A 24,751-nucleotide genomic window follows, 5' to 3' on the forward strand; every position below is an offset into this window, starting at 1 on the left:
GATGGAATTAACTTTTATCCATTCAACCATAAGGTGATGCCATGAAAAATAAAGTTCAATTCCAAAACGTTGACAATGAATCTGCAAATGATTCACGTTCCAATTCGTTCAACTGGTTGACCTCTGCTCATACAAAGACCTGGCTTGATGAACGTGATGCCTGCGCGTTGGTCGCATCGGTTCGCAAGAATGGTGAAGCCACGCATGGGAATTTGAAACGTGCATTGGCTGCATTGAGCATCATGGGACATCGCTCTGGCGAAGTCAACGGGGAAGGGGATGGCATCGGTGTGATGACCGACATTCCGCGCGTGTTGTGGTCGCAGGCGTTGGAGCAGGCGGGCAAGCCTGGCTGGCTTGCCGAAGACCGCCGCTTCTTTGTGGGACATTTGATGATCCCAAATACTGAAGCGGATGTTCAAGGCGTCAAAACCAAAATTATCAATATGCTCAAGGAAAGAGATATTGACCTGCTGTTGGAACGCCCAACTCCCACGCGTTTGCAGGCGCTCGGAAAAATGGCGCGTCAGCAGGTGCCGCACCTTTGGCAGATTTCGGGCATGGTACATAACGGCCCATTGGAAAATGTAGAGCGGACTCTCTTTGACCTTGCGCTTCACATTGAAAAATTTACGAATGTTGCCATTGCTTCCCTTTCCAGCAATGTGGTCGTTTACAAAGTGCGCGGCTCGATCGAAACTTTGTATCAATATTTTCCTGAATTGCGCAACCCTGATTTCACCACCGCCATCACCATTGGACATGCGCGTTACTCCACCAACACCGCCACGAGTTTTGAACGCGTCCAGCCTTTTAGTTTGATCGGGCACAACGGCGAGATCAATACGATTGCCCGTTTGCGTGAACAGGCGGAGATGCTCGGCGTCAATTTGGTGGAAAGCGGAAGCGACTCTCAAGACCTCGACCGTTTGCTCTCCACATTGATCCATCATTATCGCTTCTCGTTGACCGAGTCGTTGGAACTGGCTTTCCCGCCCATCCTCAGCGAAGTGGAAAAACTCTCCCCTGAATTACAGACAATTTATAAATATTATCGTCAGGCGTTTGGCCCATACTCGCAAGGCCCTGCGGGGATCATCTCCCGCTTTGGTGATGAATGTGTCTTCAGCGTGGATGCGCTCGGTCTGCGCCCGCTCTGGTTTGGTGACACGGAAAAGGAATATTTCTTCTCCTCGGAGAAGGGCGTCTACCATCTGGACGATATGGTTGTTGACCCAATTCCGCTTTCGCCTGGTGAAAAAATGCGCGTGCGCATTCACCGTGGACGAAATGTGGAAGTCTTTGATTACCCCGCCATTCAGCAGCGCATGTTGAACCTGACCATGCGCAGATTTGGTTCACTCGAAACACTAAACAAGCGAATTGCTCATCCGCCGTTGCCATTGGAAATTGCAGAGAATGGCGAAAGCAACGTCCAGCCCGCAGTGGACTTGGACAATCGTCTCTCCGCTTTCGGCTGGGGACGTGAAGACCGCGAGTGGGTTCAGGAACTTGCCAAGAATGGCATTGACCCGATCAGCTCGCTCGGCTTTGACGGCCCGCTGGCTTCTCTTTCCACCGAACGCCAAAATATCGCAGACTATTTCAAAGAGGCGGTTGCCGTTGTCACAAATCCCGCCATTGACCGCGAGCGTGAAGTGGAACATTTTTCCACGCAAACGATTATCGGCTCGCGTCCACCGCTTGTGCCCAATGAATTAAGAGAAGAATCCACGTTTACGCTCGAAACGCCGATCTTGCTGGATTCGGTCAGTGCTGGCTTGAAAACAGGTTATCCCACACTGAGCCAGTTGACGAGCCGTTTTCCAAATGAGCAGCTTGGTCACTTGCAAACGGTCACATTGCCTGAAGAGACAACGGCTCAGGCTTTGGAACGTCTCGCGCAGGCCGCCATTGACTCTGTCCGCAACGGGGCGAAGCTCATGCTGTTGGATGACTCCGCCGCATTCCAGAATCAAAACGGATGGGTTGACCCCATTCTCGCGCTCAGTGTCATTGACCTTGCGCTTCGTAAAACCTTTGCCGAACTTTCCTCCTCAGAATCTTCATCCACGCCGCTGCCAATAAATGACAGCGGAAAAATAGACCTCAGCCTGATGGCTTCCCAATCAGCGGTGAACCTGCGCCGTCAGGTGGGGCTGGTCGTGCGCAGCGGAGCCATCCGCAATTTGCATGATGTCATCATGTGTATCGGCATGGGCGCGGATGCGATTTCACCTTACTTGATTTTCGAGGCGGCGGTCAAAGCGACGAATGATGAAGAAGAAACCGAAGGATTAAAGAAAACGTTCAAGGCGCTGCGTTCGGGCATTGAAAAATGTATCAGCACGATGGGCATTCATGAAGCGCGCGGCTATGGACGATTATTCTCAAGCATCGGGTTGAGCAATCCTGTCGCTTTCGCGTTGGGTGTGAAAAATTATGGCGGCTCAGAACAGGGCGGCTTGAAGTGGAATGATATTGACGCAGACACGGAGAAACGTACACAGGCGTATCACAGCGCAGGCCGCGGCGAACTTTCGCGCGTCAATCATTTTTATCCAAAAATCTGGAAGGCGGCGGGAAAGCTTGGGAAGGGCGAATCAGGCTGGGGTGAGTATGAGGCGCACACGCAGACCACGGCAAAAGCCAACCCTGTCACCATCCGCCACATTCTTGATTTTCGTTATCCCGAACAAACTTCTGTTGAATCCAATAATGTCAATCTCGGAATCACATCGCACAAACTTCCGTTCCTGATCGCGTCCATGTCGTTTGGTTCGCAGGGTGAAACGGCTTATCGCGCGTATGCCGAGGCTGCGTTCCGTTTGAACATGCTTTCGCTCAACGGCGAGGGCGGCGAAATCCCTGACCTGCTCGGCAAGTATCCGTTCAATCGCGGCATTCAAATTGCGTCGGGTCGTTTTGGCATCACGGCGGAAACCATCAATGCCACGAATCTTTTGGAAATAAAAGTTGGGCAGGGTGCGAAACCTGGCGAAGGCGGGCATCTGCCTGCGCGCAAGGTGACCGCAAAAGTTGCGGCGGCGCGTCATTCGCAAAAGGGCGTTGACCTTATTTCCCCGTCCAACAATCACGATATTTATTCCATCGAAGACCTCGCGCAATTTATCGAGGAACTCAAGACCATCAATCCCAAGGCGCGTGTCGCGGTCAAAATTCCAGTTGTGCCTGGCATCGGCATTATCGCCGTCGGTGTTGCCAAAGCCGAAGCCGATATTATTTATCTCACTGGTTATGATGGAGGAACGGGTGCGGCGCGTCAACATTCTTTGCGACATGTTGGCCTGCCTGCGGAAATTGGAATCGTGGAAGCGCATCGTGCTTTAACGGAGGCAGGGTTGCGCTCCAAAGTAGAGATCTGGGCTGACGGTGGAGTCCGCTCCGCGTCGGACACGGTCAAGCTGATGTGCCTCGGCGCGAATCGAATTGGCTTTGCCACGCTGGCGATGGTTGCCATCGGCTGTACGATCTGTAGAGACTGTCAGAGTGGCACATGCCACACGGGAATCACCACCCAGCTTGAAACGAAGGAAGAGGCGTTTAGTCAGGGCATCAAGCATTTTGTCCCGCGTGATATCGAGCAGGCCACGCAAGCTTTGGTCAATGTGTTCACAGGCTTGGGCGAAGGCGTGAAGGATATCGTATCCAAACTTGGTTTTGAAAATTCACAGGATATTGTTGGCCGTTCTGATTTGCTCGTGCAAATTTCGCATCACGAAAAAATTGACCTTGCTCAAATGCTTATCCCGATTGGTGAGTATTTGTCTGCGGCTCCCATCCCGATCTCGTTACCGATGAATGAAATGCTGACCATTGACCGCGGCCCCTTGCATCGTCCGCGCAATCATCTGACCACGGTCATTTCCAATTTGGTGATGGAAAGTTTCACCACGTATCGGCAGGATAGCGATTCTTTTTGAAGATGATAAAGTGACCCCCGTGGACCGCGCCCTCGGCACGCATCTCACTGGCGCTCTCACACGCTTCCGCAATAATTGGAATTGGTCGCCTGGGCATGGTGGTCAGGGCGGCCATCGGGAAACATGGCTGCAGCCGCTTGATAATGTTGAAACAGATTCTGTGCCGCGCACATCTCTGCACTTCGTCAGCAGTTCCGTCCCAGGCAATGGACTCGGCGCGTACAATGCCGACCCCGTTCATATCCTCGTTGAAGGCGGCGCGCAGGATGGGGTTGCGAAAGGCATCTCTGGCGGGCGGGTGGTCATCATGAAAGGCTACAACCACGATGGCAAGTTGATCGATGGCTCGGTTGGGAAGAGCCTTGCGTATGGCGGCACGGGCGGCGTGGTGATCGTGCAAGGCAACGCGGATTCACGCGCCTGCATCCGCCTCTCTGGCGCGGATGTGATCATCGGCGGCGAAATTCTCAAGCCGCTCAATGACAGCCTCGGCTTTATTGGCGCGCGCTCCAACGTGAAAGGCTTCCTGTGCGAATACATGACCTCAGGCCGCGTGCTGGTCTTGGGCGACCCCGGCCCGTGGATGTGCGCAGGCATGACGGGCGGCGTGTTATATCTCCGCTTACAGCCGCATCTCAATTTTGATCAAGCCGCCATTCAGCGTCGTTTGGGAAAAGGCGCAAAAGTATCTGTGCAGGAAGTTGGCGAAAGTGACCTGCAAAATCTGCGTGAACTTTTGACGATCTATGCAGATGAACTAAAACACAATCATCAAGCTGATGAAGCTCAAAAGGCTATTGATCTGCTTGTGGATTGGAAGAGCACCTTTGTCCGCGTGGTTCCGTTGGGGCAGCAGGAAGAACAGAAATTCGCAACGGAGTAACTGTGATTCCCTGAGCGGAGCGAAGGGTCTCTACTCCCGTCATCCGAAATTCTTCGCTTCGCTCAGAATGACATTGCATAAAATGACGAGTTAAACATATATTTGAAGTGACTTGTGAATATTCACAGGTCATTTTTTATTTTTCATGCGATATGCTCCATTTGGGTAGGAAATTATTCGCTCGAAACCTGTAATTCAACAGGTTGTCCAGTCAAAATACTCCGTAGGGGTAATAGGCGTACTGCTTCAAATCCATAGAATAAGAACTACAAAACGTTCTTCATATTTTAGAAAGCGAGGTAGTCCATGTTTTTCACTTTGACCATTTTCATTTTGGCATACATAGCGATTGCAAGTGAAAAGTTTCCACGTCATTATGTGGCTTTGCTTGGCGCAGGGTTGCTGATCGTCTTCGGCATCCTCAGCCCCATGGAAGCATTGTCCTATATCAATTGGGAAACTCTGGGACTTCTCGCGGGTATGTTTACTCTGGTTTCAATTTTGCAGGAGGCTGGCTTTTTCACATGGCTGGCGATGAAATCTCTCAAGAAGGTAAATTATCACCCCGTCGCTCTTTTCGTGATTTTGATCATCTTCGCGGCTGTCATGGCTATGTTCATGGATAGCATCACCGTTATGTTGTTCCTCTCCGCTCTCACGCTGCAACTCTGCCGATTGCTGAAACTCGACCCCGTTCCGTTGGTGATCGCAGAAGTCTGCGCGGCAAATACGGGCGGCGCCGCAACGTTGGTTGGCGACCCTCCCAACGTAATTCTCGGCACAACCCTTGGATTTAACTTCGCTGATTTCATTACCCACACTGGCCCGATCTCTGCGATTGCGGCGCTTCTTTTACTTGGAATGTTCTACCTTACCAATCGCAAATCTTTGATGGATGCCCATGACCTGCTGACCGATGCGACCATCACCGAAATTGAAGCCCTCCACAACGAACCCATGCACGCGCATCTGACTCGCGTTGGGCTGATCGGTTTTCTAGCGGCAGTGATCTTGCTCGTGCTTCACATCCCGCTGAGTGACTTGACTGGTTTTCACATCAACGCCGCGATGGCTGCTCTTGTCCCTGCGGGCATTGCCTTGCTCGTTATGAAAAGTGTGGACCGCAAAAAGGCTGTCCTCAAAGTGGATGGCGAAAGCATCCTTTTCTTTGCTGGTTTATTTGTGCTGATCGGCGGATTGGAAAAGATCGACATTTTTAAATCCATGGCGCAGGGCTTGTCTGAAATATCCACAGACAATCACAGTGGCTTGGTGATGGCATTGCACTGGATCCCCGGCCTTGCCAGTGGAATTGTTGATAACGTCCCGTTGGCGCTTGCCATGAGCTATGTGCTCAAAGATTTGGCCGCCATCCCTGGGATGCCCGCCCTTGGTCTGATGGTCTGGTCGCTGGCGCTGGGAATTGACATTGGCGGGAACCTGACGCCAATTGGCGCATCTGCAAATGTGGTGGCTTACTCATTCATGGAGCGCAATCACGGTTCCATCGGCTGGAAGCGTTGGCTGGTTGTGGCAGTTCCGCCCACCATCCTTGCAATGCTATTTGCCTCTTTGTCTGTCATGCTCAAAGGTCACTGGGGCTGGTACTAATTCGTTGGTTGCATAACGGTGTTCGCCGATACCTTGAAATAAAAATCTTAATTCTAGGAGAGAGAAATGAATTACATAAAAAAACGCTGGGTATGGATTTTGTCTCTGGTGATGGTGATGGCTCTGGTCTTCGTCACTCCCGCTTTTGCACAGGATGGCACGCCGCCGTCAGACGAAGTAGTTGACCTGACCTTGGGCATCAACATCTTGTGGATGATCGTTGGCGGTTTCCTCGTCTTCTTCATGCAGGCAGGCTTTGCCTTGGTGGAAACTGGTTTCACCCGCAACAAGAACGTCGCCCACACCATGATGATGAATATGATGGTCTTCTGCATTGGCGCGGTGGGCTACTGGTTGGTTGGTTTTGCTTTTCAATTCGGCGCGGTAAATGCTGCTTTTCCAGCAGTATCAACTGTCGGCGCGGTTGGAGGCGAGTGGGCTCATTCGCCCATTACCCTCGGTGATTGGTCAGGCTTGCTCGCGACTCCTCTCATCCGCTTTGGTCAATATGGTTTCCTTGGCGGAAGCGGCTTTCTTTTGGGCGGCCTTGGTGCAAATGCTGGCGTTCTGGCTTTCTTCCTCTTCCAAATGGTTTTCATGGATACGGCCGCGACCATTCCGACAGGTTCGATGGCGGAGCGATTGAAGTTTGTTGGTTTTGTGTTCATGAGTTTGTGGGTCAGCATGATCATTTACCCGATTGCGGGCGGATGGGTTTGGGGCGGCGGCTGGCTGCAGAATTTGGGACGCGCGGCCGGGCTTGGTAACGGCGCAGTGGACTTTGCTGGTTCAGGCGTGGTGCATTTGATCGGCGGCGCAATTGCCTTGGCTGGTGCGATCGTGATCGGCCCGCGCATTGGTAAGTTCAACAAGGATGGTTCGGCCAATACGATCCCTGGTCATAACCTGTCGCTTGGAATTTTGGGAACGATCATTTTGTTCTTCGGTTGGTTTGGCTTCAACCCTGGTTCGTCCTTGGGATTTGTCGGCGCATTTCGTAACCTTGCGGTGATCGCTGCCATCAACACACTCATGGCAGGCGCGGCGGGCGGCGTTTCAGCCATGGCGTATGCATGGCTGGTTGGCCCAACCAAGAAACCAGATCCTGCATTATCGGTCAATGGGGTTTTGGCTGGCTTGGTTGCCATCACTGCACCTTGTGCTTTTGTGGATACGTGGGCTGCTGTTGTAATCGGTCTGGTCTCTGGTGTGATCGTGTGCTGGGCAACCGCCTTGCTGGATAAACTCAAGATCGATGATCCCGTGGGCGCTGTCCCTGTTCATTTGTTCAATGGCGCATGGGGTGTGCTGGCTGTCGGTATCTTTGCCAATGGCAACCCTGACACCGCCGCATGGAACGGGGTTGAATCCGCAGTGACAGGCTTGCTGTATGGCGGCACTACTCAGATCTTTGCACAGCTTGCCGAAGTGACCAGTATCTTTGCCTTCGTCTTTGGCCTCTCTTATGTATTCTTCAAAGTGCTTGCTGCATTCAAAGTCTTGCGCGTTTCCCGCGAAGTGGAATTGCAAGGCTTGGATATTTCGGAAATGGGTGCAGTGGGGTATCCCGTGGATTGGGAACCGCAGGATGTGGGTGCGCCTGAAGTAAGCAAACCTGGCTTCTCGGCACATCCTGCCACAACAGATTACCCCTTCAGAGGGGGTACATGGCGATTGGTTTTTTACCAGTCGCCATGTTTTATTTTTAAGTACCCGTTTGGGTAATAGACCTACCCGAACCCTACCCATATAATCCCGCCCTATACGACACCAAAAAACATTGTAAGGAGAAGCAATTATGGCAAAGACAATTAAAGAAGTTTTGGAATTGGCAAAAGGCGTTCAGGTTGTGGACCTGCGCTTCATTGACTTACCTGGTACCTGGCAGCATTTCACCATGCCTGTTCAGCGTCTGACAGAGGATTTCTTCAGCGAAGGCATTCCCTTCGACGGCTCATCCATTCGCGGCTTTCAGGAAATTCACGAATCAGACATGCTCCTCAAGGCTGACCCCGAGACTGCTTTCGTTGACCCCACAGCCATCACCCCCACTTTGGTGATCTCCTGCAACGTCTTTGACCCGTTCACCGAAGAACCCTATTCTCGCGATGCGCGTTATGTGGCACAAAAAGCTGAAGCGTACTTAAAAAGCACGGGTCTCGCCGAAACAGCCTATTTCGCGCCTGAGGCGGAGTTCTTCGTCTTCGACGGCATTCGCTACGCATCTACTCCATATGAATCATCCTTCTCCATCGAATCGGAAGAAGGTTGGTGGAGCAGCAATCGTGAAGGCAGCAAGGGCGGGCAGATCCAGCCGAAGCGCGGCTACTTCCCGACCACCCCAACTGATACCCTTCAGGAACTGCGCAACAAATTTATGCTTGCCATGCAAGCTGCTGGCGTTTCAATGGACTTGCATCACCACGAAGTCGCCACCGCTGGTCAGAGCGAAATGTCCATGCACTTCACCACGCTCACCCGCATGGCTGATGATCTCCTGCTCTACAAGTACATCATCAAGAATGTAGCTCGCCAGAACGGCAAGACCGTCACCTTCATGCCCAAGCCCATCTTCGGTGATAACGGCTCTGGTATGCATGTTCACTCTTCACTTTGGAAAGACGGCAAGAACGTCTTCTTTGATGAGAAGGGCTATGCAGGTCTTTCCCAAACAGCTATTTACTATATCGGTGGCTTGCTCAAGCATGCTCCTGCGTTGCTCGCGCTCACTTCGCCGACCACCAACTCCTATCGCCGCCTCGTGCCTGGTTATGAAGCACCCGTCAACATCGCTTACTCACAGCGCAATCGCTCGGCCATCTGCCGCATTCCTGCGAACAAAAGCTCCAAGGCAAAGCGCGTCGAATTCCGCGCGCCCGATGCCACCAGCAATCCGTACCTCGCGTTCTCTGCCATCCTCATGGCTGGTCTCGATGGTGTCTTGAACAAGATCGATCCCGGTCAGCCTCAAGATCGCGACCTGTACGAATTGCCCGCAGAAGAGAAGAAGCTCATCAAGCAGGTTCCTTCCAGCCTCGGCGAAGTGCTCGATGCTCTCGAAGCCGATCACGACTTCCTGCTCAAGGGCGGCGTCTTCACTCCTGACCTCCTCGAGGAATACATCAAATACAAGCGTACCCACGAAGTGGATGCAATTCGCCTGCGCCCAACTCCGCACGAATACGTCATGTACTTTGATGCCTAACCGACTGTAAGCCGCTTCACGCTTCGCGTACACTGACAGCTGGTTGCAGACCAATGGGCCTGTAACCAGCTGTCGCCTTTTTCTAACCTGGTAGGGGCGGGGTTACCCCGCCCCTACAAAACAAAAAATAGCCATGCACACTACACTCTTTATTTCCTCATTCATTCTCGCGATCTCCTTCTGCGCTCCGCCTGGCATCATCACCGCTGAGACGGTTCGCCGCGGTTCTGCCCGTGGATTTATCCCTGCCTTGTATGTTCAATTCGGCTCCCTCGTGGGTGACACGACCTGGGCCATCATCGCACTGACTGGTCTTGCCTTCCTCATTCAAAACCCCATCGCCAAAACCACCCTGAGTTTGATCGGCATTTTGCTGATGCTCAAACTCGCATGGGATGCTTTCAAAGATGCCCGCCACGGCAATGGACTGAGCACTTCCGAGTCCACATCTGCGCATGGAGATTTTGCCAGCGGCGCATTTCTCTCCCTCGGCAATCCGCTCAACATCGTTTTTTGGACAGGTCTTGGCACGACTGTCTTTGCATCCATCACAGGTGGGCCGCAACCAATTCATTTTGCCATCTTCTTCACTGGCTTTCTGGCTGGCGCGATCTTGTGGTGCTTTGTCATGGCAGGGCTCGTTGCCTGGGGCAAACAGTGGATGACGAATAATTTCTTCCGCTGGGTCAATCTCACCTGCGGCGCCGCCATGGTGTACTTCGCCATTCAACTTGGCTTACAAACCGCCCAGAGTCTGGTGTAAATATTTGCCATGCACAGAATACATTCGTATTTGCCTGTGTACAAAAAAGACCGTCCGCACCATGCATATCAGTTAGAATTACTTTAATGGAAAAAAGACAGCCTCCTCCCGAAATTAACGAATCAAAACTGCTTGAAGTCCTCGCCAGCCTGAACCAGATCAGTGATGCGATCAATCATATTGGCCCAGGAGACGCGAACAATAGCGGCGTCAGTTTGCAGTTAATCGTGGAGAGTGCCATTCGCGTGGTGCCTGGGTCTTCGGCGGTGATCTACACATACGATCAGGACACGGGCAGGTTTGAAGCAGAGTCGCGAGTCTCTGCTCAGGCTGAGGGACACGCCCTTTCCAAAAATCCAGAATATTTGGACGATGCCCCGCGTCCTGGTGGAATAGGCATCCGCACCATTGAGCGCAGACGCCGAACATTATCCTACGAAGAGCATGATCTGGATGTGCATCCCTTTCATGCGGCGTTGGGCGTGAATGCGGTGGGCTGCTTCCCGCTGATCGTTGCCGAGCAGGCTGTGGGGATTTTATATATTTATCTGTACGAAAAACGCGAGTTCACGAAGATCGAACAATTGATGTTGGATAATTTTGTCAATCAGGCGGCGATGGCGATCTTCCATGCCCGCCACATTGCGGGGATCAAACGCAACCTTGCGCAAAAAGAAAATGAATTGAACCGCCTGCGCCATGCAGGGATGCTCATCTCCTCCCGTTTGCGCCTCGAAGAAACCCTTGAATCGATCCTTGAATTTGCCCTCGAATTGACCAATGCCCAATACGGCATTTTCCGCCTGCTGGATAAGAGCGGCGACTTTCTGGTCACTCGCGCGGTCAGCTCGGTGCATTTGGAAAGACCGCTTGTGGAAATGCTGCCCGTCAATGGCGCGAGCGTGATGGCGCATGTAGCGCGGACTCGTCAGCCACTGCTCATCCGTGACCTGCGCGACAAGCAATGGTCTGAGATCTATTATCCATTGGATTCAAAATTGGAGATGCGTTCCGAGTTGTGCGTGCCGCTCATCAACGCCAGCGGACGTTTGGAAGGTGTGCTGAATTTGGAAAGCCCCAAAGTCAGCGGCTTTACTGAGGATGACAGTCACATGCTCCAGTCGTTGGCAACGCATGCCATTACGGCTATTCAAGAAGTCCGCTTGTTGGATGCTTTACAGGAAGCGGCTCAATTACTGATCTCGCAGCCAAGCCTGAAGGTTCTCGACCAGCTTTGTTTGATGGCAAATGATCTGCTGAATTCGTCTTCAAGTGGAATTTGGTTGAACAATGAGCAGGGACAATTACAGCTTGCATCCTCTGATGGCGTGCTTCATGGCGATGAGATCAATTCTCCCAATTTATTTACATTACCCTTGCATGCAGGAGAAGATGCAAAGGCGTTGGGAATGTTTGGGGTGTTCTACGCAGATACGGGCGCGCGCGAAGCGAGAAGCGCAAAGTCGGAATGGGATAATAAAGTGTTGGCATGTCTCGCCAACTATGCCGTGCTCGCTGTTCAAAATGAGTCGCGTCAACAGGCATTGCGCAAGTCACAGGAACAGCATTGGACGGCAGAGACCTTCGCCGCGGTGGGTGACATCTCAGCGAACCTGCTGCACAACATGAACAACAAAGTTGGCATTATCCCTGTGCGGGTGCAAGGCATTCAAGATAAATACAGCAAGGTGCTTGAAAGCGATGCGTACCTCAATAAGAGCCTGAGTGAGATCGAACGCAGCGCGATGGAGGCAATGCAGATCGTTCAGGAAAATCTTTCGCACTTGCGTCCCATTCGCATGGAAAATGTTCGCATTGCCACTTGCGTTTCAGATGCGATTCGCGGAGTGCAGATCCTGCCGAGTTTGCAGATCAACGTTGAAGAATTGGATGCGCTGCCGATGGTTAAAGCCAGCGGGCAAAGCCTTACTTTTGTTTTCAAAAACTTAATTGAAAATGCAAACGCTGCCATGAATGGAAATGGAAGCGTCACCATTCGCGGCCATGTGGGTGCGGATTGGGTGGAGGTCTCTGTGATCGATAACGGGCCTGGCATATCACCTGAATTGCATAACCAAATTTTTGAACTGAATTTTTCAGGGCGGGCTGGTGTGCAGCCTGGCAAGTTGGGCTTCGGTCTTTGGTGGGTGAAAACGCTGATGACGCGCCTTGGTGGTTCTGTGGTTGTCGAAAGCGACGGCCAGCATGGCGCGAAATTTATTTTGCGCCTGCCGCGCGTGGAGAATCAATTATGACGCCGCAAGCCCTGCGTGCCCTTGTTGTGGATGACGATAATTCCTGGCAGCAAATTCTGAGCGAGATCATTTCGGATTGCGGCCTTGAAGTGGATGTTGCCAGCAGTGTGGATGCCGCTGCTCTTGCGCTCAAAGCCCAGCCGCATCGCCTCGCCGTTGTAGATCTTTCACTTTCGCCGAACGATCACAACAACGTGGATGGTTTGCGCGTGCTTGATTCCATCCGCCGCCTTGACCCCAATTGCCGCGCGATTCTTCTCACTGGTTTTGCAACCGTTGAATTGGCTGTCACTGCGCTCACAGATTATGGTGCGTTTACATTTCTTCGCAAGGAAAGTTTCCACCGAAGCCAATTCCGCGACATCGTGTACAGGATCCTCGTCAGCCCACCGCCTCTTTCCGCGCCCGCGCCTGCTTCTGGAACTGGAACATCTTCCTCCGCTGAAAAAGGGTTGGCTGCTCCACAAAAGCCTCCCAATGAAAAAGCCCTCGTTGTGGAAGATGATGCAGGCTGGAGAAGCATCCTCGAAGAATTATTGAGCGATGCAGGATTCCAGGTCCGCGCCTGTGCAAGTTTTGGTGATGCCTTCGGATATCTTCGCAAGGAAAAATTTACCCTCGCCGTGATTGACTTATCTTTGAGCACATCGTTGGATAGTTCGAATCAAGATGGCTATCAACTGCTGGCGACTGCGCGGTCTGAAGGAGTTCCATCCATTGTCGTCAGCGGCATCACAGAGACGGAAGAGATTCAGCGGGTCTATTCTGAATACGCGATTTCTGCCTTCATCGAAAAGCAGGCTTTCGACCGAGCTGCTTTCCGCCGCGTGGTCGAAGAGACGAGATCGAAGAGTCAATCAACCAGTGAGTTGAACGCCCTTACAGAACGCGAACGTGAAGTACTGGATCTGTTGGCATTGGGTCTGACCAACAAAGAAATTGCGGAAAAATTATTTATCACGACGAATACCGTCAAGCGACATTTGAAAGCCATCTTCGAGAAATTGGATGTCCATACACGGACTGCTGCAACGGCCAGGATCACTGGCGGGTAGATTTTTTGTAGCGGACTTCAAATGAAAAAGACTTCCTGCAAAGGAAGTCTTTTTCATGCCCTGTTGGTTGAAGCGCGGATCAGAGGTGGGTGTCAAATTTCGTCTTTGATAAGTTCGATGAAAACTCTTGCCAGCGAAGGATCGAAATGTGTGCCAGCTGAGCTGCGGATATATTCCAATGCATCCGCCTTGGACATGGCATGTCGATAGGGGCGGTCGGAGCAAAGCGCATCCCATACATCTACGATTGCAAAGAGGCGCGCTGAAAGGGGGATTTCCTCTCCTTTGATGCCGCGCGGATATCCGGAGCCATCCCATTTTTCGTGATGACTGTAGGGGATATCCAGTGCGGGCCCAAGAAAATCGATGGAGGAAAGCCATTGATAAGCGTAGACTGGGTGCCTGCGCATGGTGATCCACTCCTCGTCGGTTAATTTGTCCGCTTTGTGCAGGATCGAATCGGGGATGCCCAGCTTTCCTACGTCATGCAGGAGCGAGCCTCTGCGTACATGTTCAAGGTCGGCATCTGAAAATCCGACGGCCGTGGCAAATTTAAGAGTCAGGTTTGTCACGCGTTGCGTGTGGCCTTCCGTTTCCCTATCTCGTAAATCAAGCGCTTGAGACCAGCCTTCAATGGTTCTATTATAGGCGGATAAAAGTTCCTTATTTAAGGCCTGTAATTCCTCTTGTTGTTCTGCAATGCGACGATAGCGATTTAAGCGCAGAATGGTTTGCAGGCGCGCAAATAATTCCATGCTGTTATATGGTTTGGTGACGAAATCGTCTGCCCCCGCTCGCAGCCCTTGGATGCGTGATTCATGATCGTCTAGTGATGTAATGAGGATGATCGGCGCTTCAGCGATCTCGGGCATGGACCGAATGCTTCGACATACTTCGAAGCCGTTCATTTTTGGCATCATTACATCCAGCAGAACGACATCGGGGTGAAGGCTGATGGCCATGGATATTCCATCAAACCCATTCGAAGCAAAGTATGTATCGTAGGGCTCACTCGCCAGTAGTCCTTCAATTGCGGCACGGGCAATGGCATCGTCGTCAATAATCAAAATTTTTGGACGCTCAGTGTGCATTGTGTTTTCCTCTCGAACTCATTTCCAGTTAACTCATTTGTCGTGGATACGATACAGGGTCATGAAGTGATCAAGCCCTGGTTGATCGCAAATTTAACCAGGTCGGCATGGGAGGTGATCCGCAGTTTTTTGGTCAGATTCAGCCGATGAGATTCGACTGTACGTACGCTGAGTGATAATTTGTCTGCGATGGCAGCGTTGGAATTTCCTTCGGCTACAAGCTGCAGGATTTCACGTTCCCGCGGCGATAGAAGGTCGAGAGTTTCGTCTTTTCCTGCCTCGGCATTTAAAAGCATTTCGAGTACTTCATCGGCAATTGCAGTGCTAAGATAACGCCTGCCTTCCATTACGTGCTCAACGGCATTCAATACTTCACTAAAATCTGAATCTTTTAATACATACCCGAGCGCGCCGCTCTGCAGGGCGCGGACGGCGTAAGTCGCATTAGCGTGCATGGATAGAAAGATGATCTTCGTTTTCAGTTCGCGTTGACGTACCAGCTTCGCGGTTTCAATGCCATTCAGATTGGGCATCATGACATCCAGAAAGGCGATATCCGGCGAAAGGGTCTCGATCAATTTATAGGCTTCCTGCCCGTCGCTGGCCTCACCGATCACTTCGAAACCGGGTTGAGCCTCAAGCAGGGAGCGGACGCCTTGTCGCACCAGTTTGTGATCGTCTGCAAGAATAATCTTTATATGCATCATGATGGGCTACTCCGTTGTTTTCAATTCAAACTCTACCAGGATAAATGTGCCTTTGCCGGGGGTCGATTGCAGGGTGAATAGTCCGCCTGCCATGTTTACGCGTTCTGCCATACCTGAAAGACCAATAGAGATATTCTGGTCCTTCGATTTTAGGTCGAATCCTTTTCCTGCATCTGTGATGCTGACCTGTAAATGACTGGGCGCGACTGTCATGGTGACGTTGGCAATATTTACTTCTGCGTGGCGGGCGATATTGGTAAGAGCCTCCTGAACCACGCGAAAGACAGTCGTTTCAATCATCTTGTCGAAACGTTGATCGTCAAGCGGATTTATGTTGTGATTGACCGTGATCATGGTTTGTTTTGTGAAGCGCTTGAGCAGGCCGTCGAGCGCGGCAGAAAGACCAAAATCATCCAGCGTGGTAGGCCGAAGGTTCAGAGACATTTCACGCAGATGCTGGAACAATTCGGCTGTGACAGCGCGTGCTTCCGTGATCACGGTGGACATGTCTTCAGGTTTGCGTTCCAGAATCAATTTCAAGCCGGTCACAAGCTGGCCAATCTCGTCGTGCAGTTCCACGGCGATATGCCGCCTTTCGTTCTCCTGGGCTTCAAGGATTTGACGGGACAGCTGACGCAATTGCTCATGTTTTTTGGATAGTTCGGTGAGGGCTTCCTGAAGCTTTTCGCGTTCTTCCATGAGATGGCGGTACCGATTTACGCGTTTGAGTGTTTGCAGGCGGATCTCCAATTCGAGCCTGTCGAATGGCTTGGAAAGAAAATCATCTGCGCCGACGCTTAGTCCGCTCAATTTTGCATCATGGTCGTCAAGAGCGGTGATCATGATGATCGGTACTTCGGCGATCTTGGCGTCTGCGCGGATATATTTGCATACTTCATATCCGCTCATGCGCGGCATCATCACATCCAGAAGAATGACATCGGGGTGGATTCGCCTGGCAAGCTCAATCCCTTGAATTCCGTCTTCAGCCATTTCCACGAGGAAGTTGGATTTTTCAAGCAAGGCGGCGAGGGTTGTGCGTGTTATTTCTTCGTCATCAATGATGAGAATGGTGTAGGGTTGTTCGCTCATTTTTGTTTCTCCGTCAGTTTTTGAATGGTCGATACAAGCTTCTGTAATTCGACGGGCTTGCTCATGTATTCATTTGCGCCTGCCTGCAAACATCGTTCCCGGTCTCCTGGCATGGCCAGCGCAGTGATCGCGATCGTTGGAATGGAGGCCACCGCTGGAATGGAATGTGAACGAATGCGGCGGATGGTTTCCAGTCCGTCCATGCCAGGCATTTGGATATCCATCAGAATAAGGTCGGGTAGAATCTCGGTGACTTTTTGCATCAATTCCATGCCGCTGTGAGCCTTCATGACACGGTATTGTTTCAAGGCAAGGAAGTCTCCGATTAGACTCAATATGGTTTCATTATCATCTGCGATCATGATCAGGATGGAGTTGGAATTTTCAGGGTCTTCAAAACTATCTGGCTTATTGATTTCAGCCTTGTGTGAGATCATGTTTTGAGTTTGCAGCAGCCAGGGTAGGGTGACGATGAAGCGACTGCCTTTGCCGGGAATACTCTCCGCTACAATTTCACCGTTATGCAATTCCACCAGGCGATGCGCCAGTGACAGGCCAAGCCCTGTGCCGGAGTATTCACGGGCGAGGCTGCCATCGATCTGTGTGAATGGTTTGAAGAGTTTGGGCAGGTCATCGGCCTTGATCCCAATGCCTTTATCCCATACGCTTAATTTAATTTTTTGTTCTACAGGGAGGGGTTCAATATCCAGCCCAAGTTCGCCGCCTTCCGGGGTGAATTTTACGGCGTTGCTAAGCAGGTTAACGAGGACTTGCTTGAGGCGGCGGGAATCTGCGAAAACAGCGATCGGTTCATCGGTTGGCGAGTAATGGACCATCTGATTCTTGTGGTGGGCCATGCCTTTAATGATCTGCAGGCTTGCCTGACAGATATCCGCGATGGAGCAGGCCGCAAATTGCAGTTCAAGTTTCCCTGCCTCGATCTTGGAGAGGTCAAGGATATCGTTGATCAGCTCCAGCAGATGTCGGCCGCTGTCTTCAATGGCTTTGATCGGCCTTACCTGTTTTTCGCTTAATTCGCCGTATGCTTTTAACTGCAAGGCTTCGGAGAAGCCAAGGATGCCCGTGAGCGGAGTGCGGAGCTCATGACTCATGCTGGCCAGGAATTCGTCCTTCACACGCAAGGCGCGTGCCAGATCCATGTTTGCGTGGAGGAGATCGGCTGTACGTTCTTCCACATGCTGGGCGAGTTGATTTCTCTCTGTGGCAAGTAATTGCTCGACTCGACTGCGTTCAATGATCTCCTGTTGGGCTGTCTGAAATAAGCGGGCATTTTCAAATGCGACAGCAGCTTGATTTGCAAGTGTCACAACAAGACGCTCGTCTGCTTCACTGAAGGCATCTGGTTTTTCGCTTTCAATACTGATCACCCCGAAAATGCTTGCCCCCATTTTTATGGGTACATACAGCCCGGAGTTCAAGCCGGGGTATGTTTCCTTGTAGCGGGGATCGTTGCTTACATCGCCATTACGAATGATCTGAAAATTTTGGACGACCCAGCCGCTCAAACCATCCCCGGGTTTTGATATTTTATTGTTGAAATGCTTTTCCACATCACTGTGCTGTTTTTCGTTTTTTATATTTGGCTGACTAAAAGCAAGCAATTCCAGTGAATCGGTCTTGGCATGATACAGGCGGATCGCGGTATGATGCCAGTTCATTTTTTTCTCGAGCAGCTCGATGATCTTTTGACCGATCTCCCTCGGGCTTAGGAGTTGACTGAGCGCCAGGCCGCTTTCATAGAGCATTTCCATTTCTGTGACATGCTGATTGGTTTCATTTTCCAGTTGCAGACGGTTGGTAATGTCGCTGACCACCACCACGGCACCGGCTAACTTGTCACCTTCGCGAATGGGGGTGATGGTATTTTCGACCGGGATCATCCTGCCGTCTTTGTGCCAGTAGAAATCGATTGACGATGGACAGGCGATCCCATCATGGAAAGCCAGGAAGGCCGGGCATTCATTTTCAGGGTATGGCTGTCCATTCGTGCGTGTGTGATGGCAGATCGAATGCATTCTGTGTCCGAGCAGGTCGGCAGTATCCCAGCCAATGATTCTTGCCATGGCCGGATTGATGAATGTGATTCTGCCTTCAATATCAACTCCATAGATACCCTCGCCTGCAGAATTCAGAATTCCCTCCAGTTGGTGATTCAGGCGCGACACCCAGTCCTCTGCCTGCTTGCGCGAAGTGATGTCCATAACTGAGCCTTCCATGTAGCTTTTATCCTGCAGATATTGAGCTGACAACAGGAGAGTGCGGACGTCGCCGTTTTTTGTACGGATCTCGACTTCGTGATCGTTAAGCCTCCCTTTTTCTTTTAGCTCCAACACCACTTGGTCTCGATCTTCCCTCTGTGCCCAAAGTAAAAATGCGGGCTTCGAGAGCAATTCCTGTTCAGTGTATCCAAATATTTCACAAAACTTTGGGTTGACCGCAAGAATGGTAGAGTCTTCGACAAGCGAGCGGAACATGCCTATTTGGGCGTTTTGGAACAGGGCGCGATATTTTTCTTCAGACTCTTGCAAGTACTTTTCCGCATGCTTGCGTTCGGTAATATCAATGGCGGTGGAAAGCACACAGGTTTCATGGTTAAGTTCGATAATTTCCATCGAACCAAGGACAATGCGTATTTCGCCGGTTTTATGGCGTAATGTCATTTCTTTGTCGCGAATGCACCCATCTCTCTTTATTAACTCAACATATTCATCGCGTTGATCTTGAGTGGTGATCTGTAAGGCCAACGATGTATGGTCAATAAGTTCTTGATGGCTGAAACCGACGATCCTGGAGAAGGCATCATTGGCTTCGATGAAGACACTGTTCGACGCGCGGGTAATGGCGAGCCCCACTGGTCCCGAGTAAAAAGCCTTGTGGAATCGTTCCTCAGCTTGGGCAATTTCTTTCTCAGATTGTTTGCGTCCGGTGATATCCCGCATATTCAAGACAATTCCCTTGATCACCGGGTCGGTCAATAAGTTTGTGCCAAGCACTTCGATATCGCGCCAGGTGCCGTCTTTGTGTTGTCCGCGCACCTCAATGCTTTGATTGGCCGTCCCCGCTTCTCGGCTGCGGCTGATAAGCGATTCGAGTGCAAGCGGGATGTCTTCGGGGTGCACCCATTCGATAAAATTCCTGCCTATTGACTCCGCTGTGGTGTACCCCAGAATCCGTTCGGAGGTTGGGCTTGCGTATTGTATGATACCTGTTTCGTCGATGACTGCAATCAGATCTGCCGAGTTTTGAACGAGGGCATGGAATCTTTCCTTGCTTCTGTGCAGTTCCTCTTCGGTTTTCTTTCGCTCTGTAATATCAAGCGCGAGCGACACCATGCACGCTTCTCCGGCAAGTTCGATCAGGTCCGCCGACATCAACAATTGCCGAATTTCGCCGGAACGGTGCATGAGTTGGAATTCGAAATTCTGTATCTGGCCGTGTTCTTTTAGTTGTTGAAGCAGTTTTTGACGTTCAGAAGGATCTGCCCAACTGGCAAACTCCAAAATGGAGTGGCCGAGCACTTCCTCTTTTTGGAAACCCGTCATCACCTGCCAGGCTTCATTGACGTCCAAGAGGCAGTTGTCACTGAGGCGTGTGATCGCCATGCTGATCGGGCTGACGCGGAATACTGATGCAAAGCGTATTTCACTTTTTTGCAGTGCCGCTTCAGCCAGTTTGCGTTCAGTGATATCTTGAACAATAGCGCCGATTCGAATTCCCTTTTCTGTTGTGATGATGAACGAAGTCTGATGGAGGAATTTGATTTCGCCGTTTATTGTTACAAACTCGATTTCCACAGTCTTTTCCAGTTGTTCCTTTTTTCGGGTTTGGAACATTTGTGTAAAAACTTCTTTGTATTCCTCCAAAGAAAGACTTTCGCGGCGTTTCGGCGTGAGCATTTGGTATTGAATTTCCCAAAATGGAGCGCCCAACGCCTTTTCGCGTGGAATACTGGTGATGTGGGTTGCCGCCTTATTCCATTCGATGATGATACCCTGTTCGTCGATCAGGATAATGCCGTCATTGGATTGCTCAATAATGGAGCGGAACTTTTCCTCGCTTTCGCGCAGGGACCTTTCAGCCAGTTTGTGCCCGGTGATGTGCTGTGTATTTGCGGCGGACTTTTTTTCTTCCAATGCATGGGTGACTGCTGACTCAAGCCGCCTGATATTATTTCTGTGGACACAATCATACGCACCGGCTTTGATGCATTCAACGATGACATCCTCGTTCAGTGAGTCTGTATAAATGATCAGCGGCGTTTGCGGTGTATGGTCTCTTGCCAGTTTCAACGCTTCCATGCCGCTAAAGTGTGGCATCTGGTACCCTGAGAGGATCAGATCAGGTTTAAATTCCTCAACCGCATTCATGAAGGTGGATTGGGTCTCCACGCGTTGAAACTCACAATGCGGAATCGTTTTTCGGATTTCATGCATTGCGAAGCCTATATCTATAGATGCGTCTTCAACGATCAAGATGCGAGTGGTTTCATTCATCGACAAGTTCCTTATGGGCTGCTTTGAGAGCGTTTCGACGGAAATTCCCGTCAATGGCCTGTTTTTATTTTTTACGTTTCATTTTTCGAATCAGTGCGGCCAATTCATTCAGCTTCATGGGTTTGCTCATGTAATCATCCGCACCGGCGAGCAGGCAGCGTTCCCGGTCGCCGGGCATTGCCAGGGCGGTGACAGCGATAATGGGTGTCGAAGCAATTACCAGGTCCGCGTTGGATCGGATGCAGCGGATGGTATCCAATCCATCCATGCCGGGCATTTGAATATCCATCAATATAAGATCGGGGCAAATTTCAGCAACCTTTGAGAGCAGCTCGTCGCCGCTGTGAGCCCTGATCACGCGGTATTGTTTTGATTCGAGGAAATCTGTGAGCAACTCCAGCACTGTTTCATTGTCATCGGCGACCATGACCGTTGGAGAATCGCCGGGCTTTTCAAACTGGATCTGTGCAAGGGATTCCTGTTCATTGATCTGGAGTGACGGTTCCTGCGTGGACCAGGGCAGGATGACCGTGAAGCGGCTGCCCTCCCCGAAGACACTTTCCAGCTCGATATCGCCATGATGTAATTCGACGAGGCGATGTGCAAGTGAAAGCCCAAGACCTGTGCCGGAGTATTCGCGGGCAAGGCTGCTGTCGATCTGGGTAAAGGGTTTGAAGAGCTTGTGCATATTCTCAGGTTTGATCCCGATGCCCTTATCCCATACGATCAGCTTGACCTTTTTCTCTGATGGGACAGTTTCGATCTCCAGCCCCAGTTCGCCGTTCTCCGGGGTGAATTTGACGGCATTGCTGAGCAGGTTTGCGAGGACTTGTTTGATTCGACGGGGATCGGCGTTCAAGACGATCGGCTCGTCGGGCGCTGAATAATGGATATTTTGCTTTTTGTGTTGCGCCATGCCTTTGATCAACTGCAGGCTCGACTGGCAAATGTCGTTGAGGGAAGAAGACATAAGTTGCAGATCCAGTTTTCCAGCTTCGATCTTGGAGAGGTCGAGGATGTCATTGATCAATACCAGCAGATGGCGTCCGCTGTCTTCAATGGATTTGATGGTTTTTAATTGTCTATCGTTCAACTCGCCATAAGCTTTGAGCTGCAGGGCCTCCGACAGGCCGAGAACGCCTGTAAGCGGCGTGCGCAACTCGTGACTCATGCTGGCAAGGAATTCATCCTTCAAACGGGCGGCTTTTTCGAGGGAGATGTTGGCGCTATTTAATTCATCCCTGCTTTCGCGCAGCGCATTTTCGATCCTTACGTGTTCTGTGATGTCGGTGGTGATGGAACGGCTCATCGTGAAATTGCCATATTCATCGTAAATGGCCGATGCATTCAATAACACCGGGAGGATGCTGCCATCCTTACGGATGAGTTCAATCGTTAGATCCGATATTGTTCCAGTTGTCTTGAAGCGTGGAAAGATCTCATCAAAGATCAACTGGCTTGCCGGTGTAAGCAGTTCCCGGAACATCTTTTTTTCAAAAATTTCTTCGCGGGTGTACCCCAGCCAGTTCAATTCCGTCTGGTTGATGAGGACCACGGCTCCGTTCGGGTCGAGTGAGTGATATCCATTCGGCGCGTTATCGTAAAGATCCTGCACTTCGGCCGTGCGTCTTTGGAAGCGTTCTTCAAGCGTGCTGTTAAGTTCTAGCAGCTCGCTCTGGGCGATTTTGAGATCATTGATATCGTATGCAAAGGCGGTCAGGCTTTTTACTTCACCATCCACGATGCGCGGGCTGTAGATGACATCGAACCAGTGATAACCGCCTCCGGGTGTAAGTACAGATTGCTCCACCCGCTGTGGTTCGTGGGTCGTGATCGCTTTTTGGAAGGCTTCCATCACTGCATCTGCATTATCCGGGTGCAGCAGGTCCTGGAGTTTCATGTTGTAGAATTCCACATCGCTTTGATCTGGCCAGCGGTGGTTCGTGTAAAGGAAATATCCCTCCAGGTCGTGGGAGACGATATAACCCGGCGCGCTGCGAACAATGGATTGAAGAAAACTCTCGCTTTCCCTCAAAGCGTCTTCAGCGCGTTTTCGTTCGGTCACATCACGAAAGGTCACGACGATCGAACCAATGGCGGGGTCGTCAAGGCGGTTGGTGGCGCTGCCTTCGAGCCAGCGCCACGATCCATCATTGTGCAGTGCCCGGTAAGACTGCATCACTGTTTCATGGGTGGTGAATACCTTCGTGAAGCCTGTGGCTGCATTATCAAGATCGTCCAGGTGAATCAAGGAGGTGATCGGCATCAAAAGCGTAGCTTGCGAATGCCCCAATAACCGCGCCGCTGATGGACTGGCATAGGTGACAATTCCGCGGGCATCAACCAACTCGATTCCGTCACCGATGTTTTCGATGAGGGCGCGGTAGCGGCGCTCATTGGCGATCAGTGCCTCTCCCGCCTTTTTTTGTTCGGTGATGTCGTGAAAAACACCCTGTAGATAATTTTTTCCGCTTATGGGGTCTTTGATTACATCCGCTTCATCACGGACCCAAACATAGTTTCCCTCGAACGAACGTAACCTGTATTCAAGTTTGATCCGCCCGCCTCCTTCCAGACTTTCATCAAGCTGGGTCTGGAATTGTTGAAGGTCGTCCGGGTGGATGAGTGTTTTTAAGGTCAGTTTGTTTTTTGTAAGATCTTCGGGCGAATACCCCAGGACCTTTTCAACTTGCGGACTCAGATATTGCCATTCCCCCCCGACTTCATCGATGTAAACTACAACGGGTGAATATTCCACCAGCGTCCGATATTTGCGCTCAGCTTCCTGCAGCTGCTGTTCGATGAGCTTGCGTTCGGTGATGTTGATCGTAATGCTCCACATTCTGACAAGGTGATCGTTTTCGATCATGCCGATTGTGTTGCTCAGGAACCAGAGTGGCTTTCCAGCGGCGGTCACTTCAAATGTTTCTTCGTTGATGGATTTATAACCATTCTCGATAAATTTCCTGAACATGGTGCGGTTGACTGGGTTATCTTTACTGCCATGTACTTCGATAAGCCGAATGTTCAAAAGCCCTGCAGGCGAGGAGACGTTAAACATGTCTGCCAGGGCCTGATTACATTCGGCGATGTAGGCGTTTTCATAAATGAGATCGATCTGTGTTTCCACGGGCAGTGAGGTACCGATGGGATGATCGAGCTCTATGCGTGAGATCGCCTCGAAGCTGTGCATGATGAAATTGTGGTAACGCTCCTCGCTTTTACTTAATGTCTCGGCCATACTGTCCTGCTGGCGAAAATAGCGCATACGGTGTTCACGCCAGACTATTGCCAGCGCTGCGCTCACTACAAAGATCAATGCCAAGCATGTGAGGATGATTTGAAGCGGATATTCCCGCACGTGTTCTGCAAAATCGCTGTTCTGGCGAAGGATCTTGGCGTTTGCCAGATGACCGTCCCGCCAATCTATCAGTTCATTCATTTTCAGGCTGGTGATGGCGGCGAGTTGGTCATTCACCTGGTCGTGGTGATGTTCTTTGAAATCCTGATAGGCGATAACCCCAAAAGCAATGATGCCCATCGATAGCAGCGTGAAAAAGCCTCGAATGAGTATTATTGATCGTTTCTCTTTTTGGTCAATTATCTTCATAAATGTTTCCTTGCGCGTTTC

General features: G+C 51.0%; 13 protein-coding genes. 8 read left to right on the forward strand and 5 right to left on the reverse strand.

Going from position 1 to position 24,751, the window contains the following annotated elements; translation table 11 throughout:
* Window positions 1–41 precede the first annotated feature (41 nt).
* From IPI86_RS20210 to IPI86_RS20245, 8 genes are all read left to right on the forward strand, one after another.
* Window positions 42–3,944, forward strand: coding sequence for a glutamate synthase-related protein (locus tag IPI86_RS20210; RefSeq protein WP_345299818.1), 3,903 nt, complete (start codon window positions 42–44; stop codon window positions 3,942–3,944).
* Window positions 3,945–3,954: 10 nt separating this feature from the next.
* Entirely contained in the window at window positions 3,955–4,827 is an 873-nt protein-coding gene (locus IPI86_RS20215) for a hypothetical protein (RefSeq protein ID WP_345299819.1), read from the forward strand.
* Between the two features lie 306 nt (window positions 4,828–5,133).
* On the forward strand, window positions 5,134–6,438 hold the full coding sequence (locus tag IPI86_RS20220; protein ID WP_345299820.1) for an SLC13 family permease: 1,305 nt from the start codon (window positions 5,134–5,136) through the stop codon (window positions 6,436–6,438).
* Between the two features lie 66 nt (window positions 6,439–6,504).
* A complete protein-coding gene (locus IPI86_RS20225; protein WP_345299821.1) occupies window positions 6,505–8,163 on the forward strand; it encodes an ammonium transporter in 1,659 nt (552 codons plus the stop codon).
* A 73-nt stretch (window positions 8,164–8,236) separates the two neighbouring features.
* Entirely contained in the window at window positions 8,237–9,643 is a 1,407-nt protein-coding gene (gene glnA, locus IPI86_RS20230; RefSeq protein ID WP_345299822.1) for a type I glutamate--ammonia ligase, read from the forward strand.
* Window positions 9,644–9,776: 133 nt separating this feature from the next.
* Window positions 9,777–10,406 carry a LysE family transporter gene (locus IPI86_RS20235; RefSeq protein ID WP_345299823.1) on the forward strand — a complete coding sequence of 210 codons (630 nt, stop codon included), beginning with the start codon at window positions 9,777–9,779 and terminating at the stop codon, window positions 10,404–10,406.
* An 86-nt stretch (window positions 10,407–10,492) separates the two neighbouring features.
* Entirely contained in the window at window positions 10,493–12,661 is a 2,169-nt protein-coding gene (locus IPI86_RS20240) for a GAF domain-containing protein (protein WP_345299824.1), read from the forward strand.
* Window positions 12,658–13,716, forward strand: coding sequence for a DNA-binding response regulator (locus IPI86_RS20245; protein ID WP_345299825.1), 1,059 nt, complete (start codon window positions 12,658–12,660; stop codon window positions 13,714–13,716). The genes IPI86_RS20240 and IPI86_RS20245 overlap by 4 nt, the downstream gene beginning before the upstream one ends.
* Before the next feature lie 92 nt (window positions 13,717–13,808).
* On the opposite strand, the gene IPI86_RS20250 is transcribed toward IPI86_RS20245, so the two are convergent.
* The 5 genes from IPI86_RS20250 to IPI86_RS20270 form a co-directional block, all read right to left on the reverse strand.
* On the reverse strand, window positions 13,809–14,807 hold the full coding sequence (locus IPI86_RS20250; RefSeq protein WP_345299826.1) for an HD domain-containing phosphohydrolase: 999 nt from the start codon (window positions 14,805–14,807) through the stop codon (window positions 13,809–13,811).
* 59 nt (window positions 14,808–14,866) lie between these two features.
* Window positions 14,867–15,514, reverse strand: coding sequence for a response regulator transcription factor (locus IPI86_RS20255; RefSeq protein ID WP_345299827.1), 648 nt, complete (start codon window positions 15,512–15,514; stop codon window positions 14,867–14,869).
* A 6-nt stretch (window positions 15,515–15,520) separates the two neighbouring features.
* Window positions 15,521–16,606, reverse strand: a complete 1,086-nt coding sequence (locus tag IPI86_RS20260; RefSeq protein ID WP_345299828.1) for a response regulator — start codon at window positions 16,604–16,606, stop codon at window positions 15,521–15,523.
* Window positions 16,603–21,120: a PAS domain S-box protein gene (locus IPI86_RS20265; RefSeq protein ID WP_345299829.1), complete on the reverse strand. Its 4,518-nt coding sequence runs from the start codon at window positions 21,118–21,120 to the stop codon at window positions 16,603–16,605. Before IPI86_RS20265 ends, IPI86_RS20260 begins: the two co-directional genes overlap by 4 nt.
* A 64-nt stretch (window positions 21,121–21,184) precedes the next feature.
* Window positions 21,185–24,730, reverse strand: coding sequence for a PAS domain S-box protein (locus IPI86_RS20270; protein ID WP_345299830.1), 3,546 nt, complete (start codon window positions 24,728–24,730; stop codon window positions 21,185–21,187).
* Between the last annotated feature and the right edge of the window lie 21 nt (window positions 24,731–24,751).

The sequence above is a fragment of the Candidatus Villigracilis affinis genome, assembly GCF_016705895.1.
GTDB lineage: Bacteria > Chloroflexota > Anaerolineae > Anaerolineales > Villigracilaceae > Villigracilis > Villigracilis affinis.

What these genes read in the sequence shown, in the direction of transcription:
- IPI86_RS20210 (WP_345299818.1), top strand. Translation starts at nt 42, where the DNA reads ATGAAAAATAAAGTTCAATTCCAAAACGTTGACAATGAATCTGCAAAT.
- IPI86_RS20220 (WP_345299820.1), top strand. Translation starts at nt 5,134, where the DNA reads ATGTTTTTCACTTTGACCATTTTCATTTTGGCATACATAGCGATTGCA.
- IPI86_RS20225 (WP_345299821.1), top strand. Translation starts at nt 6,505, where the DNA reads ATGAATTACATAAAAAAACGCTGGGTATGGATTTTGTCTCTGGTGATG.
- glnA (WP_345299822.1), top strand. Translation starts at nt 8,237, where the DNA reads ATGGCAAAGACAATTAAAGAAGTTTTGGAATTGGCAAAAGGCGTTCAG.
- IPI86_RS20235 (WP_345299823.1), top strand. Translation starts at nt 9,777, where the DNA reads ATGCACACTACACTCTTTATTTCCTCATTCATTCTCGCGATCTCCTTC.
- IPI86_RS20240 (WP_345299824.1), top strand. Translation starts at nt 10,493, where the DNA reads ATGGAAAAAAGACAGCCTCCTCCCGAAATTAACGAATCAAAACTGCTT.
- IPI86_RS20245 (WP_345299825.1), top strand. Translation starts at nt 12,658, where the DNA reads ATGACGCCGCAAGCCCTGCGTGCCCTTGTTGTGGATGACGATAATTCC.
- IPI86_RS20250 (WP_345299826.1), bottom strand. Translation starts at nt 14,807, where the DNA reads ATGCACACTGAGCGTCCAAAAATTTTGATTATTGACGACGATGCCATT.
- IPI86_RS20255 (WP_345299827.1), bottom strand. Translation starts at nt 15,514, where the DNA reads ATGATGCATATAAAGATTATTCTTGCAGACGATCACAAACTGGTGCGA.
- IPI86_RS20260 (WP_345299828.1), bottom strand. Translation starts at nt 16,606, where the DNA reads ATGAGCGAACAACCCTACACCATTCTCATCATTGATGACGAAGAAATA.
- IPI86_RS20265 (WP_345299829.1), bottom strand. Translation starts at nt 21,120, where the DNA reads ATGAATGAAACCACTCGCATCTTGATCGTTGAAGACGCATCTATAGAT.
- IPI86_RS20270 (WP_345299830.1), bottom strand. Translation starts at nt 24,730, where the DNA reads ATGAAGATAATTGACCAAAAAGAGAAACGATCAATAATACTCATTCGA.